This window comes from Streptomyces sp. LX-29, assembly GCF_029541745.1.
Classification (GTDB): domain Bacteria; phylum Actinomycetota; class Actinomycetes; order Streptomycetales; family Streptomycetaceae; genus Streptomyces.
Genome location: NZ_CP089746.1, coordinates 6,428,973 through 6,454,013, shown reverse-complemented (window position 1 = coordinate 6,454,013; position 25,041 = coordinate 6,428,973). Strand labels below are relative to the sequence as shown.

General features: G+C 74.2%; 17 protein-coding genes. 9 read left to right on the top strand and 8 right to left on the bottom strand.

What is annotated here, in order from left to right; all coding sequences use genetic code 11:
- The first annotated feature begins 38 nt into the window (after positions 1-38).
- From LRS74_RS27180 to LRS74_RS27150, 7 genes are all read left to right on the top strand, one after another.
- Complete coding sequence (locus tag LRS74_RS27180; protein ID WP_277743452.1) at positions 39-1,274, top strand: S8 family peptidase; 1,236 nt, start codon at positions 39-41, stop codon at positions 1,272-1,274.
- Between the two features lie 101 nt (positions 1,275-1,375).
- Positions 1,376-1,840 (top strand): hypothetical protein, encoded by a 465-nt coding sequence (locus LRS74_RS27175; RefSeq protein ID WP_277743451.1) that lies wholly within the window; start codon positions 1,376-1,378, stop codon positions 1,838-1,840.
- A 75-nt stretch (positions 1,841-1,915) separates the two neighbouring features.
- Positions 1,916-2,983, top strand: coding sequence for a GNAT family N-acetyltransferase (locus tag LRS74_RS27170; protein ID WP_277744967.1), 1,068 nt, complete (start codon positions 1,916-1,918; stop codon positions 2,981-2,983).
- Positions 2,984-3,336: 353 nt separating this feature from the next.
- Positions 3,337-4,179, top strand: a complete 843-nt coding sequence (locus LRS74_RS27165; protein WP_277743450.1) for a glycosyltransferase family 2 protein — start codon at positions 3,337-3,339, stop codon at positions 4,177-4,179.
- Positions 4,176-5,249 carry a glycosyltransferase family 2 protein gene (locus tag LRS74_RS27160; RefSeq protein ID WP_277743449.1) on the top strand — a complete coding sequence of 358 codons (1,074 nt, stop codon included), beginning with the start codon at positions 4,176-4,178 and terminating at the stop codon, positions 5,247-5,249. The genes LRS74_RS27165 and LRS74_RS27160 overlap by 4 nt, the downstream gene beginning before the upstream one ends.
- 259 nt (positions 5,250-5,508) lie before the next feature.
- Complete coding sequence (locus tag LRS74_RS27155; protein WP_277744966.1) at positions 5,509-6,270, top strand: polysaccharide deacetylase family protein; 762 nt, start codon at positions 5,509-5,511, stop codon at positions 6,268-6,270.
- Between the two features lie 103 nt (positions 6,271-6,373).
- On the top strand, positions 6,374-10,198 hold the full coding sequence (locus LRS74_RS27150; protein ID WP_277744965.1) for a polysaccharide biosynthesis C-terminal domain-containing protein: 3,825 nt from the start codon (positions 6,374-6,376) through the stop codon (positions 10,196-10,198).
- Between the two features lie 249 nt (positions 10,199-10,447).
- On the opposite strand, the gene LRS74_RS27145 is transcribed toward LRS74_RS27150, so the two are convergent.
- A complete protein-coding gene (locus LRS74_RS27145) occupies positions 10,448-11,884 on the bottom strand; it encodes a xylan 1,4-beta-xylosidase (protein ID WP_277743448.1) in 1,437 nt (478 codons plus the stop codon).
- Between the two features lie 131 nt (positions 11,885-12,015).
- On the opposite strand from LRS74_RS27145, the gene LRS74_RS27140 reads away from it, so the two are divergent.
- Positions 12,016-13,122: a DUF5925 domain-containing protein gene (locus tag LRS74_RS27140; RefSeq protein ID WP_277743447.1), complete on the top strand. Its 1,107-nt coding sequence runs from the start codon at positions 12,016-12,018 to the stop codon at positions 13,120-13,122.
- 180 nt (positions 13,123-13,302) lie between these two features.
- Here LRS74_RS27140 and ddaH read toward each other — a convergent pair whose 3' ends face one another.
- From ddaH to asnB, 3 genes are read right to left on the bottom strand one after another with little or no spacing between them, the layout of a single operon-like run.
- Complete coding sequence (ddaH, locus tag LRS74_RS27135) at positions 13,303-14,091, bottom strand: dimethylargininase (RefSeq protein ID WP_277744964.1); 789 nt, start codon at positions 14,089-14,091, stop codon at positions 13,303-13,305.
- Positions 14,092-14,130: 39 nt separating this feature from the next.
- Positions 14,131-14,508 carry a GntR family transcriptional regulator gene (locus LRS74_RS27130; protein ID WP_277743446.1) on the bottom strand — a complete coding sequence of 126 codons (378 nt, stop codon included), beginning with the start codon at positions 14,506-14,508 and terminating at the stop codon, positions 14,131-14,133.
- A gap of 45 nt (positions 14,509-14,553) precedes the next feature.
- Positions 14,554-16,404 (bottom strand): asparagine synthase (glutamine-hydrolyzing), encoded by a 1,851-nt coding sequence (asnB, locus tag LRS74_RS27125; RefSeq protein WP_277743444.1) that lies wholly within the window; start codon positions 16,402-16,404, stop codon positions 14,554-14,556.
- Positions 16,405-16,601: 197 nt separating this feature from the next.
- Between asnB and LRS74_RS27120 the strand changes: the two genes are divergently transcribed.
- The gene (locus LRS74_RS27120) at positions 16,602-17,531 is read left to right on the top strand and encodes a GNAT family N-acetyltransferase (protein WP_277743443.1); all 930 of its coding nucleotides are present in this window, start codon (positions 16,602-16,604) and stop codon (positions 17,529-17,531) included.
- A gap of 127 nt (positions 17,532-17,658) precedes the next feature.
- On the opposite strand, the gene LRS74_RS27115 is transcribed toward LRS74_RS27120, so the two are convergent.
- The 4 genes from LRS74_RS27115 to LRS74_RS27100 all read right to left on the bottom strand — a co-directional run bounded on the left by LRS74_RS27115 (position 17,659) and on the right by LRS74_RS27100 (position 25,025).
- Entirely contained in the window at positions 17,659-18,180 is a 522-nt protein-coding gene (locus LRS74_RS27115) for a hypothetical protein (protein ID WP_277743442.1), read from the bottom strand.
- A 109-nt stretch (positions 18,181-18,289) separates the two neighbouring features.
- A complete protein-coding gene (locus LRS74_RS27110) occupies positions 18,290-21,769 on the bottom strand; it encodes a BTAD domain-containing putative transcriptional regulator (RefSeq protein ID WP_277743441.1) in 3,480 nt (1,159 codons plus the stop codon).
- Between the two features lie 332 nt (positions 21,770-22,101).
- A complete protein-coding gene (locus tag LRS74_RS27105) occupies positions 22,102-23,289 on the bottom strand; it encodes a type III PLP-dependent enzyme (RefSeq protein WP_277743440.1) in 1,188 nt (395 codons plus the stop codon).
- Complete coding sequence (locus LRS74_RS27100; RefSeq protein WP_277743439.1) at positions 23,286-25,025, bottom strand: IucA/IucC family protein; 1,740 nt, start codon at positions 25,023-25,025, stop codon at positions 23,286-23,288. The genes LRS74_RS27105 and LRS74_RS27100 overlap by 4 nt, the downstream gene beginning before the upstream one ends.
- Positions 25,026-25,041 lie beyond the last annotated feature (16 nt).

The following is a 25,041-nucleotide window of genomic DNA, read 5'->3' as shown; positions in this document are numbered from 1 at the left end:
GCACCACGACGCGCCACCGACCGAGGAGGCCCCTCGCGATGGCAGTGATGCGTAAGTCCGAGAACCACCAGCCCACTCGACACCCTCGTACGAGGCTGACCGCGGCGGCCGTCGCCACCGCGGCCGCCACCGTGCTCTGCGTCACCGCGCTCCCCGCGGACGCGGCACCGGCCGAGGGAACGGTCATCGGCGCCCACTCCCCCGACGCCGTCAAGGGCAGTTACATCGTCACGTTCACCAAGGGCTCCGGCCTGAAGGCCGGCTCCGCCGCCGGCAAGCGGCTCATAGCGGAGCACCGCGGCACCGTGCGGCACACCTACCGGACCGTCCTCAACGGCTACGCGGTCAGGCTCACCGAGTCCCAGGCCCGCAGGTTGGCCGCCGACCCGGCCGTCGACCAGGTCGTCCAGGACGTCCGGGTCTCGCTGGACGCGACCCAGACCAACCCCCCGTCCTGGGGCCTGGACCGGATCGACCAGGCCGGCCTGCCGCTGGACAGCAAGTACACCTACCCGGACAGCGCGGGCGCCGGGACGACGGTCTTCGTCATCGACACCGGCGTCCGGGTGAGCCACGGCGACTTCGGCGGACGGGCCGTCAACGGCTACGACGCGGTGGACAACGACAACGTGGCCCAGGACGGCAACGGCCACGGCACGCACGTGGCCTCGACGGCCGCCGGGACCCACTACGGCGTCGCCAAGAAGGCCAAGGTGGTGGCGGTCCGGGTGCTCAACAACAGCGGCTCCGGAACCACGGCGGGCGTGGTCGCGGGCATCGACTGGGTGGCCCGGAACCGCAGCGGTCCCGCGGTCGCCAACATGTCGCTGGGCGGCGGCGCCAGCACCGCGCTGGACAACGCCGTCAAGAACGCCATCGCCAGCGGCGTGGTCTTCGCGGTGGCGGCCGGCAACTCCAACGCGAACGCCAACAACTACTCGCCGGCCCGGGTGCCCGAGGCGATCACCGTGGGCTCCACCACCAACACCGACGCGCGCTCCAGCTTCTCCAACCACGGCTCCCGGCTCGACCTGTTCGCGCCCGGCTCCGGCATCACCGCGGGCTGGAACACCTCGGACAGCGCCACCAACACCATCTCCGGCACCTCCATGGCCACTCCGCACGTGGCCGGCGCGGCCGCCGTCTACCTCGCGGGCCATCCCTCGCACACCCCCGGTCAGGTCGCCACCGCGCTGACCAACGGGGCGACCCAGGGGAAGGTCACGAACCCCGGCTCCGGTTCGCCCAACCGGCTGCTGAAGATCGTTCCGTAGCGCTCCGACGCATTACCCGAAACAGTGCGGCGAGCCACGGCACATGGGCAACTCCCGCCCCATCGTGGCTCGTTCGCACATTCATCGGCAGCTTCGGCGTCTTGACGGGCATCCGCCCGCTGCGCGACATTGAAGCCCGGCATCCGGCGCTTCGGGGGGCAAAGTCGCCAATGCAGACGTTCACCGACAACAGAGGCAGGCGAGCATCGCTCGGGGAGCTCTTCCCCGTGTTCGCGGGCGTGGTGTGCGGCGTCGGGGGAATCGGCGCGGTGCTGGCGATCGTCGACCTCGACTCGCCGCTGCGCGCGCCCTTCACTCTCTTGTTCCTGGTCGTGGCGCCGGCGTCCGCGGTTGCGGCCGCGCTCCGCGGCATCGACCCGCTCGGCCGCGCGGTGCTCGCGGTGGCCGGCGCGGTCGCGATCGACGTGCTGATCGCCCAGGCCATGTTGTCGCTGCGCCTGTGGAGCGCACGCGGGGGCGTGGTCGCGGTCGGGGTGCTGAGCCTGCTGATCTTCCTGCTGGGCCGGGCGCGGCGCCGCCGAGTGGCCCGGAAGAGCCAGGTGTGAGCCGTGAGGAACCGCGACATCGGCGTGTACCGCCCCGGTGAGCTCACCGCCGCGGACCGCGCGGCCTGGACCGCCATGCAGGCGCAGGCGCATCTGCTGGGCTCGCCGGAGCTGGCGAACCCCTTCCTCTCCCCCGAGTTCACCCTGGCCCTGGGCCGCTGTCGGCGCGAGGTGCGGATCGCGGTGGTCCGCGAGGAGGGCGAACCGGTGGCCTTCTTCCCCTTCCAGCGGACCCGGTTCGGGGTGGGCCGGGCGATCGGGCTGGGCGTCTCCGACTCCCAGGGCCTGGTGCACCGGCCCGGCTTCCAGTGGGACGCGCGGGAGCTGCTCCAGGCGTGTCGGCTGGCGGTGTGGGAGTTCGACCACCTGGTGGAGGGACAGAAGCCGTTCCAGATGGGCACGGTCCGCACCTTCCCCTCGCCGGTGATCGATGTGGACCAGGGGTACGCGGCCTACCTGGGCCAGCTCCGGTCCCGCTCGCCGAAGTTCGCCCGCACCACCCTGGCCAAGGAACGGAAGCTCGGGCGGGACGTCGGCGAGGTGCGGTACGTCCACGACGAGCGGAACCCGGAGGCGCTGCGCACGCTGATGGCCTGGAAGTCCGCGCAGTACCGAAGAACCGGGCGCAGCGACCGCTTCGCCCACCCGTGGATCGCCCGGCTGGTACACCAGCTCTTCCACACCCGCACCCCGTCGTTCGCGGGGCTGCTGTCGGTGCTGTACGCGGGCGGGCGGCCGGTCGCCGCGCACTTCGGGCTCCGTTCGGAGCATGTACTGGCCTGCTGGTTCCCCGCGTACGACACGGCGTACGCGAAGTTCTCGCCCGGTCTGGCGCTGCATCTGCGGATGGCGGAGGGGGCCGCCGCGGAGGGCCTGGCCTATCTGGACCTGGGGCGGGGGGAGAAGGAGTACAAGGACTCGCTGAAGACCCGGGACCTCTCCGTATCGGAGGGATGGGTGACCCGGCGTCACCCGGTGGCGCTCGGCCATCGCGCCCGGCGCGCCCCGGTGCGGGCGCTGCGCAACACCGTGCTCTCCCGGCCGGAGCTGTTCGACCCGGCCGATCGATTCCTCAAGCACATGGGCAAGGTCAGGCAAATCAAGATCGCCCCCCATCGATTCTCGAACAGCGACGAGCAATAACACTTAAAAGGAGGAAGATTCCTGAAGTTCTTGCCGTAGAGTCTCCACCATCAATACCGTCAATTCGGTAATTCAACCACCCGCGTCGGTTCACCGTCAGCAATTGCGGCTCTAGGGGAGGGCTCAAGCGCCGCGATGGTGCCGGCCGCGGGCGCGGTAGGGGGGTGCCGTGCCCGGTCGCTCACGCGCGCCGGGTCGCGTGCCGCGAGGCCAGTTACACCAGCCAGCTCACCCAACTCCGGACGACGGCGCGCCATGTCGTCATGGGCGGGTGAGAACCCCCCTTTCGAACCGGACACACCAACGGATCCGCCTAGGCGGGCGGTTCCACCGGACGAGAGGGAAACAGACTCATGAGCTCCTTCGTGCATCCGCCGCGCCAGTCGAATAGGCACTCGGCGCCGAAAACACCGGAAAACGATCAGCAGAGCGCCGCCTATCGCCCGGTCTCCTCTCATCTCGCCATCGCGCCGCCGGTCAGTATCGTCATTCCGGCGATGAACGAGGCGCAGAATCTTCCGTATGTGTTCAAGACCCTGCCCGACTGGATTCACGAGGTCGTGCTCGTGGACGGGAATTCCACCGACGACACGGTCAAGGTGGCCCGGGAGCTGTGGCCGGACATCACCGTGGTGCGGCAACGCGGCAGGGGCAAGGGCGACGCCCTCATCACCGGCTTCGCGGCCTGCACCGGGGACATCGTGGTGATGATCGACGCGGACGGCTCGGCAGACGGTGGCGAGATCGTCAGCTATGTCTCGGCGCTGGTCTCCGGCGCCGACTTCGCCAAGGGGTCGCGCTTCGCCAACGGCGGCGGCACCGATGACATGACGGCGATCCGCAAGCTCGGCAACCGGGCGCTGACCGCCTTCGTCAACCGCAAGTTCGGCGCCCGCTACACCGACCTGTGCTACGGATACAACGCCTTCTGGCGCCGCTGCCTGGACGAGATCGCCCTGGACTGCGCCGGGTTCGAGGTGGAGACCCTGATGAACATCCGGGTCGTCAAGGCGGGTCTGCGGGTGCAGGAGATCCCCAGCCACGAGTACGAGCGCATCCACGGCGTCAGCAATCTGCGCGCGGTGCGCGACGGGCTGCGGGTGCTCAAGGTGATCCTGAACGAGCGCGGGGTGCGCCGGCCGCGCCGCCGGCCGCCCGTCGCGGCCCTCGCGCCTCGCCGCGGGGAGGTGTCTTGAGCACCGTCCCCGAGCGGACGCCGCGGATCTCCGTGGTGATCTGCGTCTATACCGAGGACCGCTGGGAGGACATCCTCGCCGCGGTGGCCTCGGTGGGCGACCAGTCGCTGACCGCCCACGAGACGCTCCTGGTCGTCGACCACAACCCCGCGCTGCTGCGCCGCCTCGCCACGCGGTTCGCCCCCGAGGGCGGGTCCGGTGCGGCCGGGGTGCGGGTGCTGGAGAACGCCGGCCCGCGCGGGCTGTCCGCGGGCCGGAACACCGGCATCGCGGCGGCCACCGGCGAGGTGATCGCGTTCCTCGACGACGACGCGGTCGCCGAGCGGGACTGGCTGCGACACTTCGCCGAGGCGTACGCCGACCCACGGGTGATGGCGGTCGGCGGCAGGACGCTCCCGGTGTGGGCGTCCGGCCGCCGGCCTGCCTGGTTCCCCGAGGAGTTCGACTGGGTGGTGGGCTGCACCTACCGCGGGCTGCCCCCGGGCCGGGTGCGGGTGCGCAACGTCTTCGGCGGCAACGCCTCGTTCCGCCGCGAGGCGTTCGAGGCGGCCGGCGGCTTCGCGACCGGCATCGGACGCGACGGCGACAAACGCCCGCTGGGCTGCGAGGAGACGGAGCTGTGCATCCGACTCTCCCGCGCCCGACCGGAGGCCGTCCTGCTGATCGACGACCGCGCGGTCATCCACCACAAGGTGCCCTCCGCGCGGGAGCGATTCGGCTACCTCCGCAGCCGCTCCTACGCCGAGGGGCTGTCCAAGGCCCTGGTGGCGCACAGCGTCGGAGCTCGGCAGGGGCTGGCCAGCGAACGCCGCTACACCACCCGGGTGCTGCCCGCCGGGGTGGTGCGCGGGCTGCGCGACGCGCTGCTGGGCCGACCCGGCGGGGCGGGCCGCGCCGGGGCGATCGTGACAGGAATCGCGGCCGCCACGGGCGGGTATGTGGTCGGCAGCGTACGGGCCCGCAGGGGAGGCGGAGCCCGTTTCACCATCGCCGCCGTCCCGGGCGGCGCCCCGGCCGGGATCACGACCGGGCCGCCGGCCGGCACGGCGGCGCGTGAGGGGGCGGCATGAGACCTGCGCACGCGCACACGAGCGAAACCAGACCAAGCGGGGGCCGGGCCGGGCTCACGCTGGTGAGCGGTGGCCGGCGGTACGCCGGGCCGCGGGGGGCCGAGGCGCGCGTCCGGCACCCGCGCGGCCGTCCGCGGCCACCGGACGGCCCGGAGGGGGCGCCACGGCAGGGCCCACGGCCGACTCCCACGGATCGGCCGGAGTGGCGACGCGGCGGCGACGGAGGCGCGGCGTGATCACAGCCGCGGTGCCGATACTGATGTACCACGCCGTGGCCCACTCCCCCGCCCGAGCCACACACGGCCTGTCCGTCGCGCCGGGCGCGTTCGCCGAGCAGATGGCCCTGCTCGACGAGCGCGGGTACACCCCGGTCACCTGTGAGCGGCTCGGGGTGGCCTGGCGCGGCGGCCCGCCGCTGCCACCCCGCCCGGTCCTGATCACCTTCGACGACGGCTACGAGGGCGTGCACCGGCACGCCCTCCCCGTCCTGGACCGGTACTCCTTCCCGGCCACCCTGTTCATCGCCACCGGCTGGCTGCGCGGGCCGTACGAGACGGGGGGCGCGCTCGACCTCATGCTCTGCTGGGAGCAGGTGCGCGAGCTCGCCGGCGCCGGGGTGGAGATCGGCGGGCACAGCCACACCCATCCGCAACTGGACCAGTTGCCGGCCGAGCGGCTCTGGTTCGAGCTGGTGCGCTGCCGGGAGATCCTCACCAAGGAGCTCGGCGGCCCACCGGGGTCGTTCGCCTATCCCTACGGCTACTCGAGCCGCCGGGTGCGGCAGGCGGTGCGCTCCGCCGGCTTCCAGATATCCCTCGCGGTGGGCAACGCGCTCGCCGCACCGCACCAGGGACCCTACGCACTGCGCCGGGTCACCGTGCGGCGCAGCACCCGGATCGAGGAGTTCGAGCGGCTCGTCGAGGGCCGCGCGATCGGCCGCACCTTCGCCAAGGACCGGGCGCTGACCAAGAGCTACGCCCTGATCCGCCGATCACGCCAAGTCCTACGGAAGGTGCACTGAGCCTGTGTCCGACACGACCACCCGGACCGAGGAGCGGACGGCCGACAAGCCGGCCACGGCGCGGGGCGGGCGGGACCCCCTGTTCCGCAACGCCTACGCGCTGATGCTCAACACGGGCATCTCCGCGGTCCTGGGACTGGGCTACTGGCTGGCCGCGGCCCGGTACTACGAGGAGTCCGCGGTCGGCCAGGGCTCGGCGGCCATCGCCGCGATGAAGTTCCTGGCCGGGCTGACGGCGGTCACCCTGACCGGGGCGCTGGCCCGCTTCATCCCGGTGGCCGGACGCGCGACGGGCCGGCTGGTGTTCCGCACCTACGCCGCCAGTTCGCTGGTCGTCACCTGCGCGGCGGCGGTCTTCCTGTTGACCCTCGACATGTGGGGGCCCTCCTACCGCTTTCTGCACGGGCCGCTGCACGGCGCGTTCTTCCTCGTGGCCGTGGTCGCCTGGTCGCTGCTCACCCTCCAGGACGGGGTGCTGACCGGACTGCGCAGCGCCTTCTGGGTGCCGGTGGGGAACACCGTCTTCTCGGCGGTGAAACTGGTGCTGCTGGTCGGGCTGGCCGCGGCGATCCCGACCGTGGGGGTCTTCGTCTCCTGGGTGGCGGCCATCGGGGTCTCCGTGCTGCCGCTGGGCTGGCTGGTCTTCCGGCGGCTGGTGCCGCGCCACGTCGCGGCGACCGAGGGCAAGGCCAGGCCCGCCACCGCGCGCGAGATGGGCCGCTTCCTGGCCGGTGACTACACGGGGTCGCTCTTCTCGCTGGCCGCGGTCTACCTGGTGCCGGTCATCGTCGCCTCGCAGGTCAGCTCCACCGACAACGCGTACTTCTACATCACCACCACCATCGGCGGCACCACCAATCTGCTCGCCATCAACATGGGCGCCTCACTGACCGTGGAGGGTTCGCACGACCCGGCCCGGCTGGCGGAGAACTGTAAGGCGGCGCTCCGTCGGATGGCCCGGATCATGGTCCCGGCCTGCGTGGTCCTGTTCGTCTTCGCCCCGCAGATCCTGGGGGTGTTCGGGGCGGGCTACGCCGAGGAGGCCACCTGGCTGCTGCGCTGGCTGGCGGTGGGCGCCCTGCTGCGGGTGGTCATCGAGGTGTACTTCGCGGTGCTCCGGGCGCACAGCCGCACCTCCGGGCTGGCCTATCTCCAGGGCCTGCTGTGCGTGCTGGTGCTGGGGCTGACGCTGCTGCTGCTGCCGCGGATGGGGCTCACCGGCGCCGGTGTCGCGGAGGTGAGCAGCCTGACGGTGATCGCCGCGATCGCGGCGGTCCGGCTGCGTCGCATGCTCGCCGAGGGCGGTGGCGCCGCGTCCGCCACGCCGTCCCGTACGCCGGTCGGGGCGCCCTCGGGTACCGCGGCCCAGGGCTCGGCGCGCCCGTCGTCCCGGGCCGCGAAGGTGCGGGGGGCGGCCACCGCGCCGGACGGGGACCTGGCGGACCTGGCGGTGTACGGCGACCGCGGGGCCGCGCTCCGCTCGCCGCTGCGCGGCCGCGCCGAACAGCGCTTCGGCACCCGCTGGGCGCTCCGCGCGGCGCTGGACTCCGACACCCTGCCGCTGGGCGTGCGGGCCGACTTCGACCACCCCGAGCGGCGGCCCGACCCGTACGGCGGCCCGCCGCCGATCGAGCGGACGGGGCCCCCGCGGGAGCTCTCCGCGCCGGCCGACGGCCGGTCCGCGCCGAGCGGCGAGTCCTCGGTGCCGCCCGGACTGCCCCGCACGGACGGCGTGCCGCCGGCCAACGGCCACTTCCGGAGCGCCCCGGACGGCCCGCCCCTCACCGAGGGGCGGCGCACCGCGGCCGACCGCCGCGAGCGCGAGCCGGGGCCGTCCACGGCCGCCGAGGCCGGGCGGCGCCGGCCCGAGCCGGCCGAGGGGGAGGCGCCCGAGCGGCGGCCCGACGAGCCCGACGTCCGGCCGCCCGGCGCCCGCCCCGCCCGCTGGCCCGAGACCGGGATCTGGCTGCTGCTGGTCGCGGCGCTGACGCTGTACTGGCTGCCGCTGCTGCGGCTGCGGGAGAGCGCGCTGGACGCCATGGGCGGACTGGGGCTGGTCTCCGTCCTGCCCGCGGCGACGCTGCTCGGGGCCGGGCTGCTGGTGCTGGCCTTCGTGTCCGCGCTGTGGCTGGACCGGCCGCGCCCGGCCCTGCTGACGGTGACGCTGCTGGCCACCGTCCTCTCGCTGCACGCCGTACCCGCCGTGCTGGAGGCCGAGCCGCGGTTCGCGACCGCCTGGCAACACGTCGGTTTCATGGACTACATCGCGCGCACCGGCGACGCGGTGCCGGACCTGGACGCGCGTTGGAGCTGGCCGGGATTCTTCGCGGCGGCGCAGTTCGTGGCCCAGGCGTGCGGGATCGAGGACGTCGGCGAGGTGCTGCGCTGGTGGCCGACGCTCATCCAACTGCTCTACCTGGCGCCGCTGATGCTGCTGATGCGAGCCGTGCGGGCGAGCTGGCGGGCCAAGTGGACGGCGGTGTGGCTGTTCGCGCTGTGCGCCTGGGTGGGCCAGGACTACTTCTCCCCGCAGGGCTTCACCTACCTCTTCTACCTGGTCTTCGTCGCCGTGCTGCTGGTCTGGTTCCGGGAGCCGCGGGAGCTGCCCGGCAAGCGGCGGCCTGGCGAGGCGGAGGTCGGCGAGTCCACGCGCGGCCAGCGGGTGGCGCTGCTGGCGCTGCTGCTGGCGCTGTTCACGGCGTCGGTGGCGGCGCACCAGCTGACCCCGTTCGTGATGCTGGGCGTGGCGACCGCCCTGGTCCTGCTGCGCCGCTCCACGCTGCGCGGGCTGCCCTTGCTGTGCGGGGTGCTGGTGGTGGCCTGGGTGGGGCTGTTCGCCGAGCCGTACTGGTCGGGCCACTTCGACGAACTGTTCGGCGGGGTCGGCGGGGTCGGCGGCAATGTGTCCTCCTCCGTCTCCGGCCGGATCGAAGGTGGCAGCGAGACCCACAAGCTGGTGCTGTACACGCGGGTCGCGCTGGCCGGCGGGGTGCTCGCCTTCGCCTGCCTCGGCCTGCTGCGGCGGCGCGCCGCGGGCTTCACGGAGCGGTCGCTCCTCGTGCTGACCTTCGTGCCGTTCCTGGGTTTCGGCATGCAGTCCTACGGCGGCGAGATGGCGCTGCGGGTCTTCATGTTCGCCCTCCCGGGCGCCTGCGCCCTGGGGGCCCTGGCGCTGTTCCCCCGCACGGCCGCGACGCGCCGGGGCACCGGCCCGCTGTGCGCGCTGCTGGCGGGCCTGGTGCTGTTCGGCGGCTTCCTGGTGGCGCGGTGGGGCAACGAGCCTTTCGAGCGGGTGCGGCCCGGCGAGGTCGCGGCGATGGAGTACGTCTACGCGCACGACGAGCCGACCGCGCGGGTGCTGTGGATGAGCGACGACCCGGCCGTCAACGTCACCCCGGCGATGCCCTGGGGCGCGCGCGACATGGAGAAGGTCGGCTATGTGCCCACCCTCGCCCCGCGCGACCCCGGACGGGTCGATCCGCTGGTGGAGGCGCTGCGCGAGGCGGGCCCGCGGTCGTATCTGATGGTGAACCGCGGCCAGTCGGTCTACCTGGAGTTCGACTCGGGCTACGCCACCGACTGGATGGAGCGGCTGCGACGAACCCTGGACGGGCGGTCCGAGCTGCGCCGAGTGCTGGCCAACGACGACGCCGCGGTGTACGAGCTGCGGAACCCGCCCCGCGGCCCCGTGGAGCGCGCCGACCCGGGTCCCGCCGGCCCGCTGATCACCTGGACCCCCTGGTCGGTGGCGGCCGCGCTCGCCGCACTGGCCCTGTGCGTCCTGCTGACGGCCCGTGAGGTGCTGCGCGTGGCCCTCCCCCCCAGCGTGCGCCAGCTCCGCTGGCTGCAGGGCCTGTACTGGTTCGCGCTGCCCCTGCTGGCGCTGCTACTGGCGTCGCTGGCACAAAGGTTCATCACGCTGTCGTGAGTCTCAGGGCTCGGTTCGCCTCCGGGCGCTGTAAGCGACTGCCGACGGTCGACCGCGCGGGGGCCGGGCTGCTGACGGCGGAAGGGGACGGGGAGGGGTGTCTTCGGGGCGCTGACGCGTGATGTGTGGGCAAAGAGGGAGACCCCTCGCGGTACGGGTAAGGCCCGTAAATCATGCTGCCCCGAAGGCGCCCCGGACCGGACCCGCCCCACCCACCGACCCGCACCCACCCACGGCCCTCCCCTCCCCTCACCGGCTCAGCCAGCGCACCTCGTACGGGGAGAGGTCCAGCTCCTGCCCGTCGACCGTCGCGCCGACCCGGCGGTCCTCGGTGTTGACGACCAGGACGACGGCGTCGTCGGCGAGGACCTCGATGCGGGCGGCGTCCCCGGTGGTGACCGTGACGGGGCGGAAGTCGGTACCGGGCGGGAACGCGCGGGCGAACCGCCGCAGCAGCCCCATCATCGGCAACTGCTCGCCGCCGTCGCGCAGTTCGGTGCTGTTCCACAGGCATCCGGGGCAGTCGGAGCCGGTCTCCTGCGGGTTCCAGTAGAAGGCGGTGGCCGCGCCGCCGCCGGCCAGCCGCATCATGGCGGTGGCCTGTACCGCGGTGCGGTGCCGCTCGCTCCAGCCGTCCCGGCCGCCCACGCGTCCGCTGCCGTCGTCGGCGGGCGGCTCGACGTACCACTCGGCCCACCACACCGGCAGCCCGGTGGTGCGGCTCAGCCAGCGGGTGACGGAGGCGAACTTCTCGGTGGCGGCGAACTCGTCGGGGATCAGCTCGTCGTCCTCGCGGGTGTAGCTGGAGCCGTCGACGACGACGAAGTCCGCGCCCGTCTTGTGTTCGTTCCAGTAGCGGATGGCGTCGGCGGAGCGCTGGTCGAGCGCGCCCCACAGGCCGCGGACCTCGTCGGAGCCGCCCTCCTCGTCGGGTGGGTCGCTGTCGGCGACCACGTAGGGGCCGCCGACGAGGTTGTCCCGGTTCGCCTTCTTCAGCTCCGCGTAGACGAGGTTGTACAGCTCGGTGTACCCCTCGTAGTTCCAGCGCCGCTTCTCGTCGTCGTAGAAGCCCTTGAACTCGTTCCACACGATGAAGTGCCGAACGTCCGGGTAGCGGTGGGCGATCTCGCCGGCGAGCTGCGCGAAGTCGGCGTAGTGCTCCGGGTCGGGGGCGGTCTCCAGCGCCCGCTGCGACCAGTCGGTGCGGCCCGCCTGCCCGCCCTTCATCCAGTCGGGGGCGCAGCACAGGGTGAGCACCGGGGTGGCGTCGGTGGCTCGCATCAGGGCGACGCGCCGGTCCAGCTCCCGGAAGTCGTAACGGTCCGGGGAGGGCTCGGGGTTGTCGGCGCCCCAGCCCATGATGTGCTGGTTCTGCGGCATGGGCTGGGCGGAGAGCAGGGTGTCGGCCCGACGTCTGGCGTCCGACGCGCCCTGGTCGGCGCTGTACTGGGTGTGGGTGAACCCCCAGCCCAGCTCCGGGCTGGCCGGGCCGCCGGGTGATCGCGGCGAGGGCCCGGGGGGCACCGGCGGGTCCGTGGTCGGGCCCGTGGGCGCCGGGGCTTCGGCCGTGGTCCCCTTGGCGTCGCCGCCCGGCCAGCCCGCGCACGTGGTGAGCAGCAGGGCCAGAGCGACCACGACCGCGCCGAGCAGTGTGGTGAGCCGCCACCGTCCTGCTCTGAACAACATCGAATGTCCCCCACCGTGTCGTCCCACAACGCGTAAGAGTATCCGTGATCGCCCGTATTTCCGGGGGCTTCGCACCACGTACCCCCGTAAAAACATGTACGCGAGAGCGGCAGTTGGCAGATCATGGCTGCATGCGCGCCCCTTCCGAGGCCGAGAAGGCCCTGCCGATCCGGCTGAACATCGACGACAACGACTCGCCTTCGGACGTCGTCGACGCCCTGTTCCTCGGGCGGTTCGCCACCGGCGAGCAGCCGTACGCCCACAGCCGCTCCATCGACCGGGTCAGATCGGGCGCCACGCTGCTGCCCCGGGGTGCCACCGTGCTGCGCTCGGTCCGCGACGAGGACCGCAGCGCGACGCTGGCGGAGGGCGAGGGCTGGACGCTGCTGGTGTCGCGCTGGAACCAGGGCGCCGATGTCACGGTGACGGCGGTGGCGGCGGAGCTCGCCGAGCGGGTGCTGGGCGAGGCGGTGGAGGGCGCGGAGGACGAGCCGGAGCCGCAGCCGGACGATGTGACGATGGGCTTCTGGTACTTCTCGCCGCGACGCGGGCTGCCGCACCGCACCACCCGCCGCATCTCGGCCGGCACCTGGCAGGAGATCCGCGGCAACTACACGGCGCCCGTGGCGGAGGCGCTGGACGGGGTGATGAAGGTGTCCCCCGGCGACATCGCCGGGCGGCTGTTGCTGCTGCACGGCCCGCCGGGGACCGGCAAGACCTCGGCGCTGCGCACGCTGGCCCGCTCCTGGCAGGACTGGTGCCAGGTGGACTGCGTGCTGGACCCGGAGCGGCTCTTCAGCGACCTGGGCTATCTGATGGACATCGCCATCGGCGAGGAGGACGGGCCGGGCGGCGGCGGGCGCTGGCGGCTGTTGCTGCTGGAGGACTGCGACGAGCTGATGCGCGGCGACGCCCGGCATCTGGCGGGCCAGGCGCTGTCCCGGCTGCTGAACCTGACGGACGGGCTGCTCGGGCAGGGCCGGAAGGTGCTGGTGGGGGTGACCACCAACGAGGACCTGGAGCGGCTGCACCCGGCGGTGGTGCGGCCGGGCCGCTGCCTGGCGCGAATCGAGGTGGGCCGGCTGACCCGCGCGGAGGCGGTGGGCTGGCTGGGCACCGAGGAGGGCGTCGGGCGGGACGGGGCGACGCTGGCCGAGCTGTTCGCGCTGCGCCGGGGCACCGGGCCGGCCTCGGTGCCGGGCCCCGCGCCCGGGGCGGACGCGGGGCTGTATCTGTGACGCGCGCCCGACTGCCGGTGGGCGCCGGGCGTACGAGCCTGGAGACCGCGGGCGTACGGGTCTGAGCCGCGGCCTACGGGTCTGGACCCCGGGCGTGCGGGACCGCGCGAGCAGCCGCGACGGGCCCGCGGGCGAACGACGGCCCCTCGCAGGCCCCTCGCGGCGCCTCCCGCGGAGCGCTCAGGCGTACAGGCCGCGGAGCCGCACGGACAGGCAGGTCACGCAGCCTTCCATCTTCTCGAACTCGCTGATGTCCACGGGCACCGGCGTGTAACCGAGGTCCGCGAAGAGCTCGGCGCTGCGCGGGGCGCTGGCGGCCATCAGCAGCCGGCCGCCGCCCAGCAGCACCACATGGGAGCCGGACTCCTCGGGCACGGAGAGGAAGCGGGGGAAGGCCCGCGGGTCGTCGACCAGCGGCGGGTAGCCGATGACGGTGCCGTCCGGCAGCGCGGTGACCGCGGACTTCAGATGCAGCACCCTGCTGACCGGGACGGCGACCACGCGGGCGCCCAGCGGTTCGAAGACGGCGCGGAGCTGCCGCACGCCCTCGCCGTCGGTGCGGCCGCCGCGGCCGACGTAGAGGGTGTCCCCGATCTTGAGGACGTCACCGCCGTCGAGGGTGCCCGGCTCGCGGACGCGGTTGAGGGAGCAGCCCAGCGCGGCCACGGTCGCCTCGGCGGCCTCGGTCTCCGGGCGTCGGGAGTCGGCGCCGGGCCGGGCGATGAGCGCCACGTTCCGGTAGACGACCATGGTGTCCTCGATGAAGACGCCGTCCGGGCAGTCGTCGGCCGCGGGCACCTCGACCGTCTCCCAGCCGTGGGCGCCGAGGGTGGCGACGTACTCCTCCCACTGGCGCAGCGCCAGGGCGGCGTCGACCGGCTTGCGGTCGATGTGGGTGACGAGCCCTTCGGCCAGCCGCGGGCTGGGCCGTCGTACGAGCGCTTTCCTGCTGCTGGTCAGGGGGTTCATGGCAGTCATGGGTTCAGGATGGTAGCCCGATGGGCGTATTCACTCCTCTCCGTAGGCGGCTCGCAGGGCGTCCTCGACGGCGGCTTGCGCGGCGGCTCGGTCCAGGCCGAGCCGCCGGGCCCGCTGGGCGTAGCCGGCGGCCGCGGCGGCGGCCTCGCGCCGGGCGGCGTCGCCCGCGGCCGCCACGAAGGTGCCGTTGCGGCCGCGGGTCTCGATGACGCCGTCCGCCTCCAGGGCGCGGTACGCCTTGGCGACGGTGTTCGCGGCGAGGCCGAGTTCCTCGGCGAAGCCGCGTACGGTCGGGAGCTTGTAGCCCACGGGGAGGACGCCGGCCCGTGCCTGCTCGGCGATCTGCGCGCGGAGCTGCTCGAACGGGGCGGTCGCGGACTCGGGGTCGACGGAGATCCGTAGGGCCACGGTGGGACTCCCAGGGTGAGACGACTTTGTCGCACCCATTGTCTGCTATAGCTCGAGCGCGGTCCGGTACTGACGCAGCCAGGCGTCGAGGGCGAGGACGAGTTCGGTGCCGGCCCGGAAGCCGCCGCCGGTGGGATCCGCCTGGGCCTCGGCGAGCGCCCCGGCGTCGAGCAGCGGGCGCACCGGCGCGTCCGGGTCGGCGAGCAGTCGTCGCAGCTCGTCGCGCAGGGCGAGCGCGTAGCGCGGGTCCTGGGTGGACGGGTAGGGGCTCTTGACCCGGTCGGCGACGGCCGCCGGCAGCACATCGCGGGTGGCGGCCCGCAGCAGCGACTTCTCGCGGCCGTCGAAGGTCTTCATCGCCCAGGGCGTGTTGAAGACGTAACCGACCAGCCGGTGGTCGCAGAACGGCACCCGCACCTCCAGCCCGACGGCCATGCTGGCGCGGTCCTTGCGGTCCAGCAGCACCTGGACGAAGCGGGTCAGGTGGAGGTAGCAGATCTCCCGCATGCGCCGTTCCAGGCGGGTCTCGCCCGCGCGGTGGGGCACCTCGGCGAGCGCCTCGCGGTAGCGGTCGTCCCGGTAGCCGGTGAGGTCGAGCTTGGCCAGCAGCCCGCGGTCCAGGAGCGCCTGTCGGGTTCCGCCGCCGCCGGCGAAGGCGGCGTCCACGCCGTCGGCGATCCAGGGGAAGGTGTCGGCCCACACGGTCTTGGGGTCGTGGAAGGAGCGGTAGCCGCCGAAGACCTCGTCGGCGGACTCGCCGGACAGGGCGACGGTCGACTGTTCGCGAATGGCCTTGAAGAGCAGGTAGAGGGAGGTGTCGCCGTCGCCGAAGCCGACCGGGAGGTCGCGGGAGGAGAGGACGGCGGCGCGGTGGTCGGGGTCCAGCAGGGTGGTGGTGTCCAGCACGATGTCGCGGTGGTCGGAGCGCACATGCTCGGCGAGGGCGTGGGCGTAGGGCCCGTCGGGGGTGGCGCGGAGGTCGTCCGGGCGGAAGTGCTCGGCGTGGCCGAGGAAGTCCACGGAGAAGGAGCGCACCGGTCCGCGCCCCTCGGCGGCCAGCCGGCCGGCGGCGAGCGCGGTGATGGCCGAGGAGTCCAGGCCGCCCGAGAGCAGGGTGCACAGCGGGACGTCCGCGATCAGTTGGCGGGCGACGATGTCGTCGAGCAGTTCGCGCACCCGGCGCACGGTGGTGTCGAGGTCGTCGGTGTGGTCCGCGGCCTCCAGGGCCCAGTAGCGGTGGACGGTCAGGCCCTGGCGGCGGACCCGCACGGTGTGCCCGGGCCGCACCTCGTACATGCCCTTGTAGACGGCGTGGCCGGGGGTCTTGGTGAAGGCGAGGAGCTCGGCGAGGCCCTCGGTGTCGACGGCGGGGCGCACGGCCGGGTGGGCGAGGAGCGCCTTGGGCTCGGAGCCGAAGAGCACGCCGTCCGCCGTCGGGTGGTAGTAGAGCGGCTTGATGCCCATGCGGTCGCGGACCAGGAGGAGTTCCTCCTCGCGTGGGTCCCACAGCGCGAAGGCGTACATGCCGTTGAGCCGGCTGGTGAAGTCCGCGCCCCACTCCAGGTAGGCGTGGAGCACCACCTCGGTGTCGCTGCGGGTGCGGAAGACGTGGCCGCGCGACTCGAGTTCGGCTCGCAGTTCGCGGTGGTTGTAGACCTCGCCGCTGTAGGTGATGACGAGCGCCGTCTCGCCGCCGCGGGCGACGGTCATCGGCTGGGCGCCGCCCTCGATGTCTATCACCGCCAGCCGACGGTGGCCGAGGGCGGCATGGGTGTCCAGCCAGACGCCGCCCGCGTCCGGGCCGCGGCAGGTCATGGTGGCGGTCATCGCGTCGAGGGTGCCGCGTTCGCGGCTCAGGTCCTGTTCGTAGGCGATCCATCCGGTGATTCCGCACATGTCGCGGCCCTCCTCAGCTCCGGTGGACAGGGGTCCCGTGGGCTCGTCGCGCCCGGCGACGAGCCGCGGCGATCACCGTACGCGCATTTACGTGCATACAGCATCTATAGCCTGGGGCAATCGAAATCTTCCGGCCATCACCGGGCCCCTCGAAAATCCCGCGCCGCCGCCCCGAACTGCGCGTAGCCTGCGGCTCCATGACGCTGAACGTGCGTGAATTCCGCCCCTCGGACGCCGAGTCCGTCGCCGCGGCGCGACGCTCCGCCTTCCCCTATCTGGTGACCACCGCGCGGACGATCGCCTGGGAGGTGGCCCGTGCGCCCGCGGCGCGGCACCACCGGCTGCTGGTGGTCGAGCGGGACGGGCGCGTGGTCGGATCGACCGAGACCGGGCTCTACTCCGACAGCGAGGAGCCGGGGCTGGCCTACGCCGACACCACCGTGCACGCCGAGGAGCGCGGCCGCGGCGCGGGCTCGGCGCTGGTGACCGCCGCCGAGGAGTACCTGGCCGGGCTCGGCGCCGCGAAGGTCTTCGTCTGGACGCTGGACGAGCGCCACGCGGTCACCTTCGCCGAGCGCCGCGGCTACGCGCGCGGCCGCTCCTCCCGCGTCCAACGCCTCGACCTGGCCCGAACGCCGCTGCCCCCGCTTCCGGAGGCGGCCGGGGCCCCGGGCGTCGAGCTGCGCACCGCGGCCGACTTCGCCGCCGACCCGCGGCCGCTGTACGAGGCGGACATCGCCTGCACCGCCGACGAGCCGGGCGACGTGTCCGAACGACCGGTCCCCTACGCGCAGTGGCTCGCCCACACCTGGGAACACCCCGCCCTCGACCGCGAACTGACCTCCGTCGCCCTGGTCGACGGCGCCGTCGCCGCCTACAGCGTCGCCCACACCGACGGCCACGGCCGCTACTGGTCCGGCATGACCGGCACCCTGCGCGCCTTCCGGGGCCGCGGGCTCGCCAAGCTGGCCAAGCACGACTCCCTCCGCCGCGCCCGCGCCGCCGGCTGTGCGCTCGCCTTCACCGGCAACGACGGTGAGAACGCGCCCATGCTCGCCATCAACCGGTGGTTCGGCTACCAGCTCGCGGCCACCGAGTGGCGGTACGTACGGGAGCTGGCGGGCTGACGAGGGGCCCGCCGGCCCCGCTCCCCTGGAACCCGCGTCTCCCGCCCCGGGCCGCGGTGTGCGCCGCCCCGCGCGCCCGGGGCCCCGGTCCGAGGACCGTTGGTCCAGCAGGGCGCGATCGGGGACGCTAGCCCACCCACTCCCGCAACAGCGCCTCCCGCTCCGCCGCCCGGGGCGTGCCTCCCTCCCAGGCGCGGCCCCACTCCGACATCGCCGCCAGCGTCGTCGCCATCGTCGCGGCGCCCTCCGTGAGGCGGGCCAGGAGGGCGCGGGACAGGTCGACCTCCGTCGGGGAGTAGCCGTTGGCCGCGGCCACGTAGGCGGCCAACTCGTGGTCGCCGTCGGGTGTTCCCACGGACACCGTCATCAACGGCGGGGCCTCGCCCCCCATGTCCACGGACAGCGTCAGGCTCATCACCGTGCCCAGGACCAGGTCCTTGACCGCGCCGGCCTGCCGCTTCAGGGACTTCACGGGGACGCCGTCCACCGTCAGGGCGTTCACGTCCTCCCACAGGTAGAGGCCGTCCTGTCCGTCGCCGAGGGCCACCACGCCCTCGGGGGTCAGGCGCACCCCGGGAGCCAGACCGGACGGCTTCGCGCCCACGTACACGTCGCCCTCGACGATCCAGAACAGGCCCACCATGGCCATGGGTTGCTCACTTCTCCCGACGACGGCGCCACCGTCGTGTCACATATCAAACGAACAGGTCGTCCGCCGCAACGCGCGACGGAGCCGGGAAGTTCCCCCTTCGGGGCTCTCAGGCGTCGAGCTGCCGGGCGCCCGTCTCGGCCACGATCCGGCGGGCCCGCCGCCAGGCGGAATCCGCCTCCGGGGAGTCGCCGAGGGCGCGGAGCGCGCGGCTGAGGGCCGCCAGGGTACGGGCCTCGCCGAGGAGGTGACCGGTCTCGCGGTGGACGGTGAGCGCCTCCTCGGCGGCGGCGCGGGCGCGTTCGTGCTCACCGAGGGCGGCGTGCAGCTCGGCGCTCTCGGTGAGCGCCTGGCCCTCGACGACCCGGAAGCCGCTGCGGCGGGCCATGGCCAGGGCTTCGCGTACCCGGGTCTCGGCCTCGTCGTAGCGGCGCAGCAGCCGTCCGGTGACGGCGAGCGCGAGCACGCTGTCCGCGACCGCGCGCAGGTTCTGCGCCGCGCGCGCGGCGGCGAGGGCACGGGCGTGGGCCGCCGCGGCGAGGTCGGCGCGCCCCAGGCCGCGATGGGCCTCGCCGATGGTGTTGAGGGCGTCGGCCTGGATCCTGCGGTGCCCGGTGTCCAGGGCCAGCCGCAGCGCGCGCTCGCCCTGCGCCCGTCCCTCGTCGTGCCGCCCGAGCTCGACGTGCACCCGTCCCCGGAACACCAGCGCCACCGCGCGCCCGTTGTGGTAGCCGACCGCGTCGTTGACGGCCAGCGCCTCGTCCAGCACCTTGAGCGCCTCCCGGAGCCGACCCGCCTCCCAGTAGGCGATGCCGAGGGTGTCCAGGTGGTTGGTCTCGTAGCGCACCCCGCAGTCCCGGCTGATCTGGAGCGCCGTCTCCAGGTGCTCGATGGCCAGGTCGAGCCGGCCCATGTCGCGGTGGATCAGGCCGACACCGACCAGCGCCAGCGCCTCGCCGCCCCACTGGCCGTGCTCGCGCAGCATCCCCACGGCCTGCGAGTGGTGGGCCAGGGCGTCGTCGAGCCGGGCCTGTTCCCAGGCCACGTGCCCCAGGCCGGCCAGCGCCCGCGCCTCGCCGATGGGCCAGCCGATCGCGCGGTGCAGCTCCAGCGCGCGACGCAGGTAGGAGGCGGCGGCGCCGACCTGGCCCACCTCCCGCAGCGCGACCCCGACGTTGCTGCACATGGCGGCCTCCCCCCTGCGGTCCCCGACGGACGCCGCCGCGTCCATCGCGGCCTGGGAGATGGCCTGCCAGGAGTCGCGGGGCAGGCTCAGCCAGAAGTAGGCGAAGAGGGAGTCCGCCAGGTGCCAGGAGACCGCGTGCGGGCCCTCCTTGGCCGCCCGTTCCGCGACGGCGAGCAGATGGGAACGCTCCCCCGCCAGCCATTCGATCGCCTCCCGTTCGTCGGCGAAGACGACGGGGTCGCGGACCGGGGGGATGGCGAGCACGGGGGTGTCGGGGGCGAAGTACGGGCCGGACCGGCCGGCGTCCTCCGCCGCGTCCGGGGGCGATCCCGCGGCGGCCGCCCCCCTCGCACCCGCCGGACCGCCCGGGGCCGTTCTCTCCGGGGCCGCCGAGCCGGCCGAGGCCGTCCCCTCCGGGGCCGCCGAGCCCGCCGCTCCCGGCACCTGTCGCGGCAGCCGGGGGACCTGCGGGTACAGCAGGTCCCCCGCGGCGTCGGCGCCGAGGAGGTACCAGGCGTAGAGCCGGTCCCGGGCCGCGGTCAGGTCCTCCTCGCGCTCGACCGCGGCGCACAGCTCGCAGGCGTATTCGCGCAGCAGGTCGTGGAAGCCGTAGCGGTCCTCGCCGTGGGACTCGATGAGATGGGCGGTGGCCAGGTGGCGGAGCAGCCGGGCTGCCTCGCGCTCGGTGCCGTCCAGCAGGGCGGCCGCGGCGCCCGCGGCGAACTCCAGCCCGGGCACCAGCCCGAGCCGGCGGAACAGCAGCCGGGCCTCGGGGCTGAGCGCGCGGTAGGACAGCTCGAAGGCGGCGCGGACCGCCGAGGGCTCGTCGTCCTCCAGCTCGAGCACCGCGAGCCGGCTGCCCTCGGCGAGCTCGGCGGCCAGATCGGCGATGTCCCGGTCCGGCTCGCACACCAGTTGCGCCGCGGCCACCCGGAGGGCGAGCGGGAGGTAGCCGCACAGCCGCGCCAGCTCGGCCGCCGCGTCGGGCTCGGCGGCCACCCGGGCCCGGCCGAGCACCGCCGTCAGCAGGTCGTGCGCCTCGCCGACGGCGAGGACGTCCAGCCTGAGCGGGTGGGCGCCGTCCCGGGCGACCAGTCCGCGCAACCGGTTGCGGCTGGTCACCACGACGAAGCAGGACCGGCCGCCGGGCAGCAGCGGCCGCACCTGCTCGGCGTTGGCCGCGTCGTCGAGCACGATCAGCATCTGACGGTCGACCAGCAGCGAGCGGTAGCGGCGGATCTGCTCCTCCTCGTCCGCGGGGATCTCCTGCGAGGTCAGCCCGAGGCCGCAGAGCAGCTGCGCCAGCGCGGCACGGGGGCTGAGCGGCTCCCGGTCGCGGTCGAAGCCGCGCAGGTCGACGTAGAGCTGGCCGTCGGGGAAGCGGTCGCGCACCCGGTGCCCCCAGTGGACGGCCAGCGCCGTCTTGCCGACGCCCGCGGTGCCGGCGATGGCGGAGATCACCACCGCTCCCGGGTCGAGCGTGCCGGGGCCGTCGCCCCCGTAGCACCGCGCCAGGGAGTCCAGCGTGGCCAGATCGGCGGCGCGGCCGCTGAACCCGGGGACCATGCGCGGCAGTTCGGCGGGGATGAGCCGGGCGGTGCCGCCGGGCTCGCGCGGCCGAACGGCGGCCGGGGCCGGGGCGACCGCGGCACCGGCCGGGGCCAGGTCGTTGCGGAGGATCCGCTGGTGCAGCGAGCGCAGCTCGGGCCCGGGGTCGACGCCGAGGCCCTCGGCGAGCCGCTCACGGGTGCGCTCGTACGCCTCCAGCGCCTCGGCCTGCCGCTCGCAGCGGTACAGCGCCACCATCAACTGCCGGACCACCCGCTCGTCCAGGGGGTGCGCGGTGACCAGGGCCCGCAGCTCGGCGAGGAGCTCGCCGTGGTGTCCCAGCCGCAGCTCCACGTCGTTGCGGGCCAGCAGCGCGGCGAGGTGCTCGGCCCCCAGCTGTTCGCGGGTGGCGTCCAGCCAGTCGCCGGAGAGGCCCACCAGGGCCTCTCCGCGCCACAGTCCGAGCGCCTCGCGGAGCAGCGCGGCGGCACGGGTGTCGTCCCCGCCGGCTCTCCTCGCCTCGGCGACCAGGGCGCGGAAGCGGTGCACGTCGACGGTCTGCGGGTCGGTCTCCAGGACGTAGCCGCCCGAGCGCCGGGCCAACCGCACCCCGGCCCGCTCCGCGCCACCGGTGCGCAACACCGCGCGCAGCCGGGCCACATAGCCGTACAGCACGTTGCGCACCGCGCCGGGCGGGTCCTCGCTCCACACCCGGTCGATGAGCTGGTCGACGGAGACCACGCGGTTGGCCTCCAGGAGCAGCACGGCCAGGACGCTCCGCTGTTTGGCATGGCCGAGTCCGACCTGCCCGCCGTCGGCGAACGCCTCCACCGGGCCGAGGATCCGGAACTCCATCGCGCGCCCTCCCGCTTCGCTCAACGCGATCCTCTCGCACCCTGTGGAGGACGCGCCTGCACACTCACAAGGTTTCTTCAAGGTTTAGCCCCGGACCATGAGGCAAAGTCGTTCTTGCCCGTCGTGGAGCGTCTGCTCCGAGGGCGGCCGCCGACCTGCGGCACGGGGGAATGCAGGTCGGCGGCCTGACGCGGGCGGCCGCCCCGGCGGGTTCGGGGCGGCCGCCGGAGCGGGGCGGCCAGGCGGTGAGGACCGACGCGGGAAGGGCCGGCCCGAGGGGGCGGGTCCGGCGACCGGCCCGAGGGGGCGAGTGCGGCGGACCGCCCGAGGGGCTAGCCGAGGAAGTAGAAGCCCGGCGCCGGGTGCATCAGGAAGTCGTGGTGCGAGATGTTCCAGGCGTACGCGCCGGCCAGGGCGAAGGCCACCCGGTCGCCGGCGCGCAGCCGGGGCAGCGGGATGCGGCCGGCCAGCACGTCCTTGGGGGTGCACAGCTGGCCGGCGAGGGTCACCGGCTCGTCGTGCGCCTCGGGGCGCGGCCAGGGCCGGGACCACGCCTCCCGCGGGAGCACGGTGAAGGGGTGGTCGTGCTGCTTGGCGGCGGGGGTCCGCATGTGGTGGGTGCCGCCGCGCAGCACCGCGAACGCCTCGCCGCCGCTGTGCTTGAGGTCCAGCACGTCGGTGACGTACCAGCCGCAGTAGGCGGTCAGCGCGCGGCCCGGCTCGATCCGCAGGGTCAGCTCGGGGTGCGCGGCACACAGTTCGGCCAGACCGGCGCCGTAGGCCGCCCAGTCGAAGCGGTCCCCGGGCCGGCCGTAGTCGACGGCCATGCCGCCGCCGACGTTGACCTCCGTCAGCGCCAGGCCGTGCCGCTCGGACAGCTCCCGCGCCCAGCCGGTGATCCGGGCGGCCACGGCGAGTTGGGCGGCGGCGTCCAGTCCGCTCGCCAGATGGGCGTGGACGCCGCGCAGCCGCAGCGCCGGGGCGGCCTCGGCGAGCAGCGGCAGGCAGTCGACGATCCCGTCGGGGTCCAGTCCGAACGGGCTGGGCCGGCCTCCCATGGCGAGGGCGGCGCCGCCCAGCTCGCCCTCCCCCGCGGGCAGGTTGACGCGCAGCAGCACCTCCACGACGCGTCCGCGATCGGCCGCCAGCTCCGCCAGCAGCCGCAGTTCGGAGGCGCTCTCCACGTGGAAGCGGTGCACCCCGACGTCGAGCGCCCGGCGCAGCTCGGCCTCGGTCTTGCCGGGGCCGCCGAAGGCCAGCGGGAGCTCCGGCACGGCACCGTGGACATGGGACAGCTCGCCGCCGGAGGAGACCTCGTAGCCGGAGACGTACGGGGCGAGGGCGCGCAGGATCTGCGGGGCGGCGTTGGCCTTGGCCGCGTAGTACAGCTCGACGGAGGGCGGCAGCGCCTCCCGTACGGCCCGGGCGTGCTCGGCCAGCCGGGTCAGGTCGTAGACGTAGGCCGGCAGGGAGTCGTCGGCGAGGGTGTCGGCGAGGGCGGCGACCGGTTCGGTGATCACTGGGCGCTCCAGGGGTCGGATCGGGCGGTGAGCAGCGCCGGCGCGGGCCGCGGGGCCGCGGAACGGGCGGCTTCGGAGAGCAGGTCGGCCGCCAGGGGGTTGGCGATGCGGACGTATCCGGCGTCGCGGTCGGCCTTGCGGCCCCAGCGGGTGAGGAGATTGGCCTTGGCCGGCAGCGGCGCCCCGGCCAGCAGCGCGGCCAGGGCGGGTGGGCGGCCGTGGGCGGCGGCGCGGGCGGCCAGCACCCGGCGCAGCGCGGACCACAGCGCGGGCTCCAGCCGCGGCTGCCGGTCGGCGAGCGCGGCCAGCAGCTCGGCGAGGTGGTTGACGATCAGGCAGTAGACGACCCGGTCCCAGCCGCGCTCGCGGTCGTAGGTGAGCGGGCGGGCCACGGCGGTGGGGAGCGCGGCGAGCACGTCCGCGTGCCGGTCGGGCAGCAGCTTGGTGCCCTCCAGGTCGCGGAAGAGCACCTGGCGCGGCAGCCCGGCACCGTCGACGCCGACCACCACGTTCTGCAGGTGCGGTTCGAGGACCACGCCGTGGTCGAGGTAGGCGGCCAGCACGGGCGGCACCAGCAGCGCGAGGTACGCCTCCCACCAGGCGAGCGTCTCCTCGGGTCCGGCGCCGTCGAGCAGCCGGGACACCTGGGCGCGCCCGGTCGGGTACTCGTCGGCGACCGCGGCCGCCAGCAGCCCGGTGAGGCCGGGGCGCAGCCGGGCGGCCAGCCCCTCCCGCACGATGACGCCGAGCCCCTCGGTGAGAGAGCGCTCCCCCAGGTCGAGCGTGCGGTAGCCGGGTTCGCGCAGCAGTTCGCAGCCGTCGAAGCGGGCGGCGAGGTCGTGGGCGACCGGCTCCAGCAGCCGGGTCAGCGCCACCGCGCCGGACAGCTCGTAGTCGGCGTTCTTGCGCAGGCAGTTGGTGATCCGCACGTTGAGGCTGAACTTGAGGAAGTCGCGACCGTCGTAGAGGGTGCGGACGGAGGCGGTGGGCGCGAAGTCGCCGCCGCCGGGGCCGAGGTCGAGCACATCGCCGCGGGCCTGCGCGGCGCGCAGCGCGGGGTGGTCGCGCAGCATGGCGTACTGCCAGGGGTGCGCGGGCAGTAGTCGGTAGCCGTCGGGGACGGTCCGCTGCCGATCGAGGGCGGCCAGCGCGCCGGCCCGCGCCGTCTCCTCCCGCACCAGCTCCCGCCGCACCGCCAGGTGGTGCAGCGGGAAGCGGGCCCGGGCCTCGGGGGCGAAGCGCCGCCACTGCCCGGCGCTGCCGGTGCGCGCCTTGGGGGTGGGGTGGAAGCGGTGTCCGAAGGCCAGCGACTGCTCCGACTCCAGATACGGGTCGTCGGGCGCGTCGTCGGCCGCCGGGCGGTCCGCCAGGTCCAGCGCGGCGCTGACCCCGGCGTGGCTGGCGGCGACCTGCTCCAGGAACTCGTCGTTGGCGGCGCCGGTGCGCAGCCGCAGCTCCCGGTCGATCCGTTCGGCCAGCTCCCGCCAGCCGAGCTCGGCCCAGCCGGCGTCGCGCCGCTCGGTGACCGGCCCGTTGAACCGGTGCGCGCCGATCAGCGAGGTGCGACGCAGCGCGACCCGCAGCACCGTGTCGCTGTGCGGCAGCCGCAGCAGCAGCCGGCCGTCGACGACGGTGGTGTGGCGCTCGGGTGTCGAGACCTCGCGGAGCAGGCAGTTGAGGAGGGTGTGGGCGACGACGTGGTCGGGGTGGGCCACGACGGTTCGGGACGGGGGCATGCGGCGGCTCCGACGG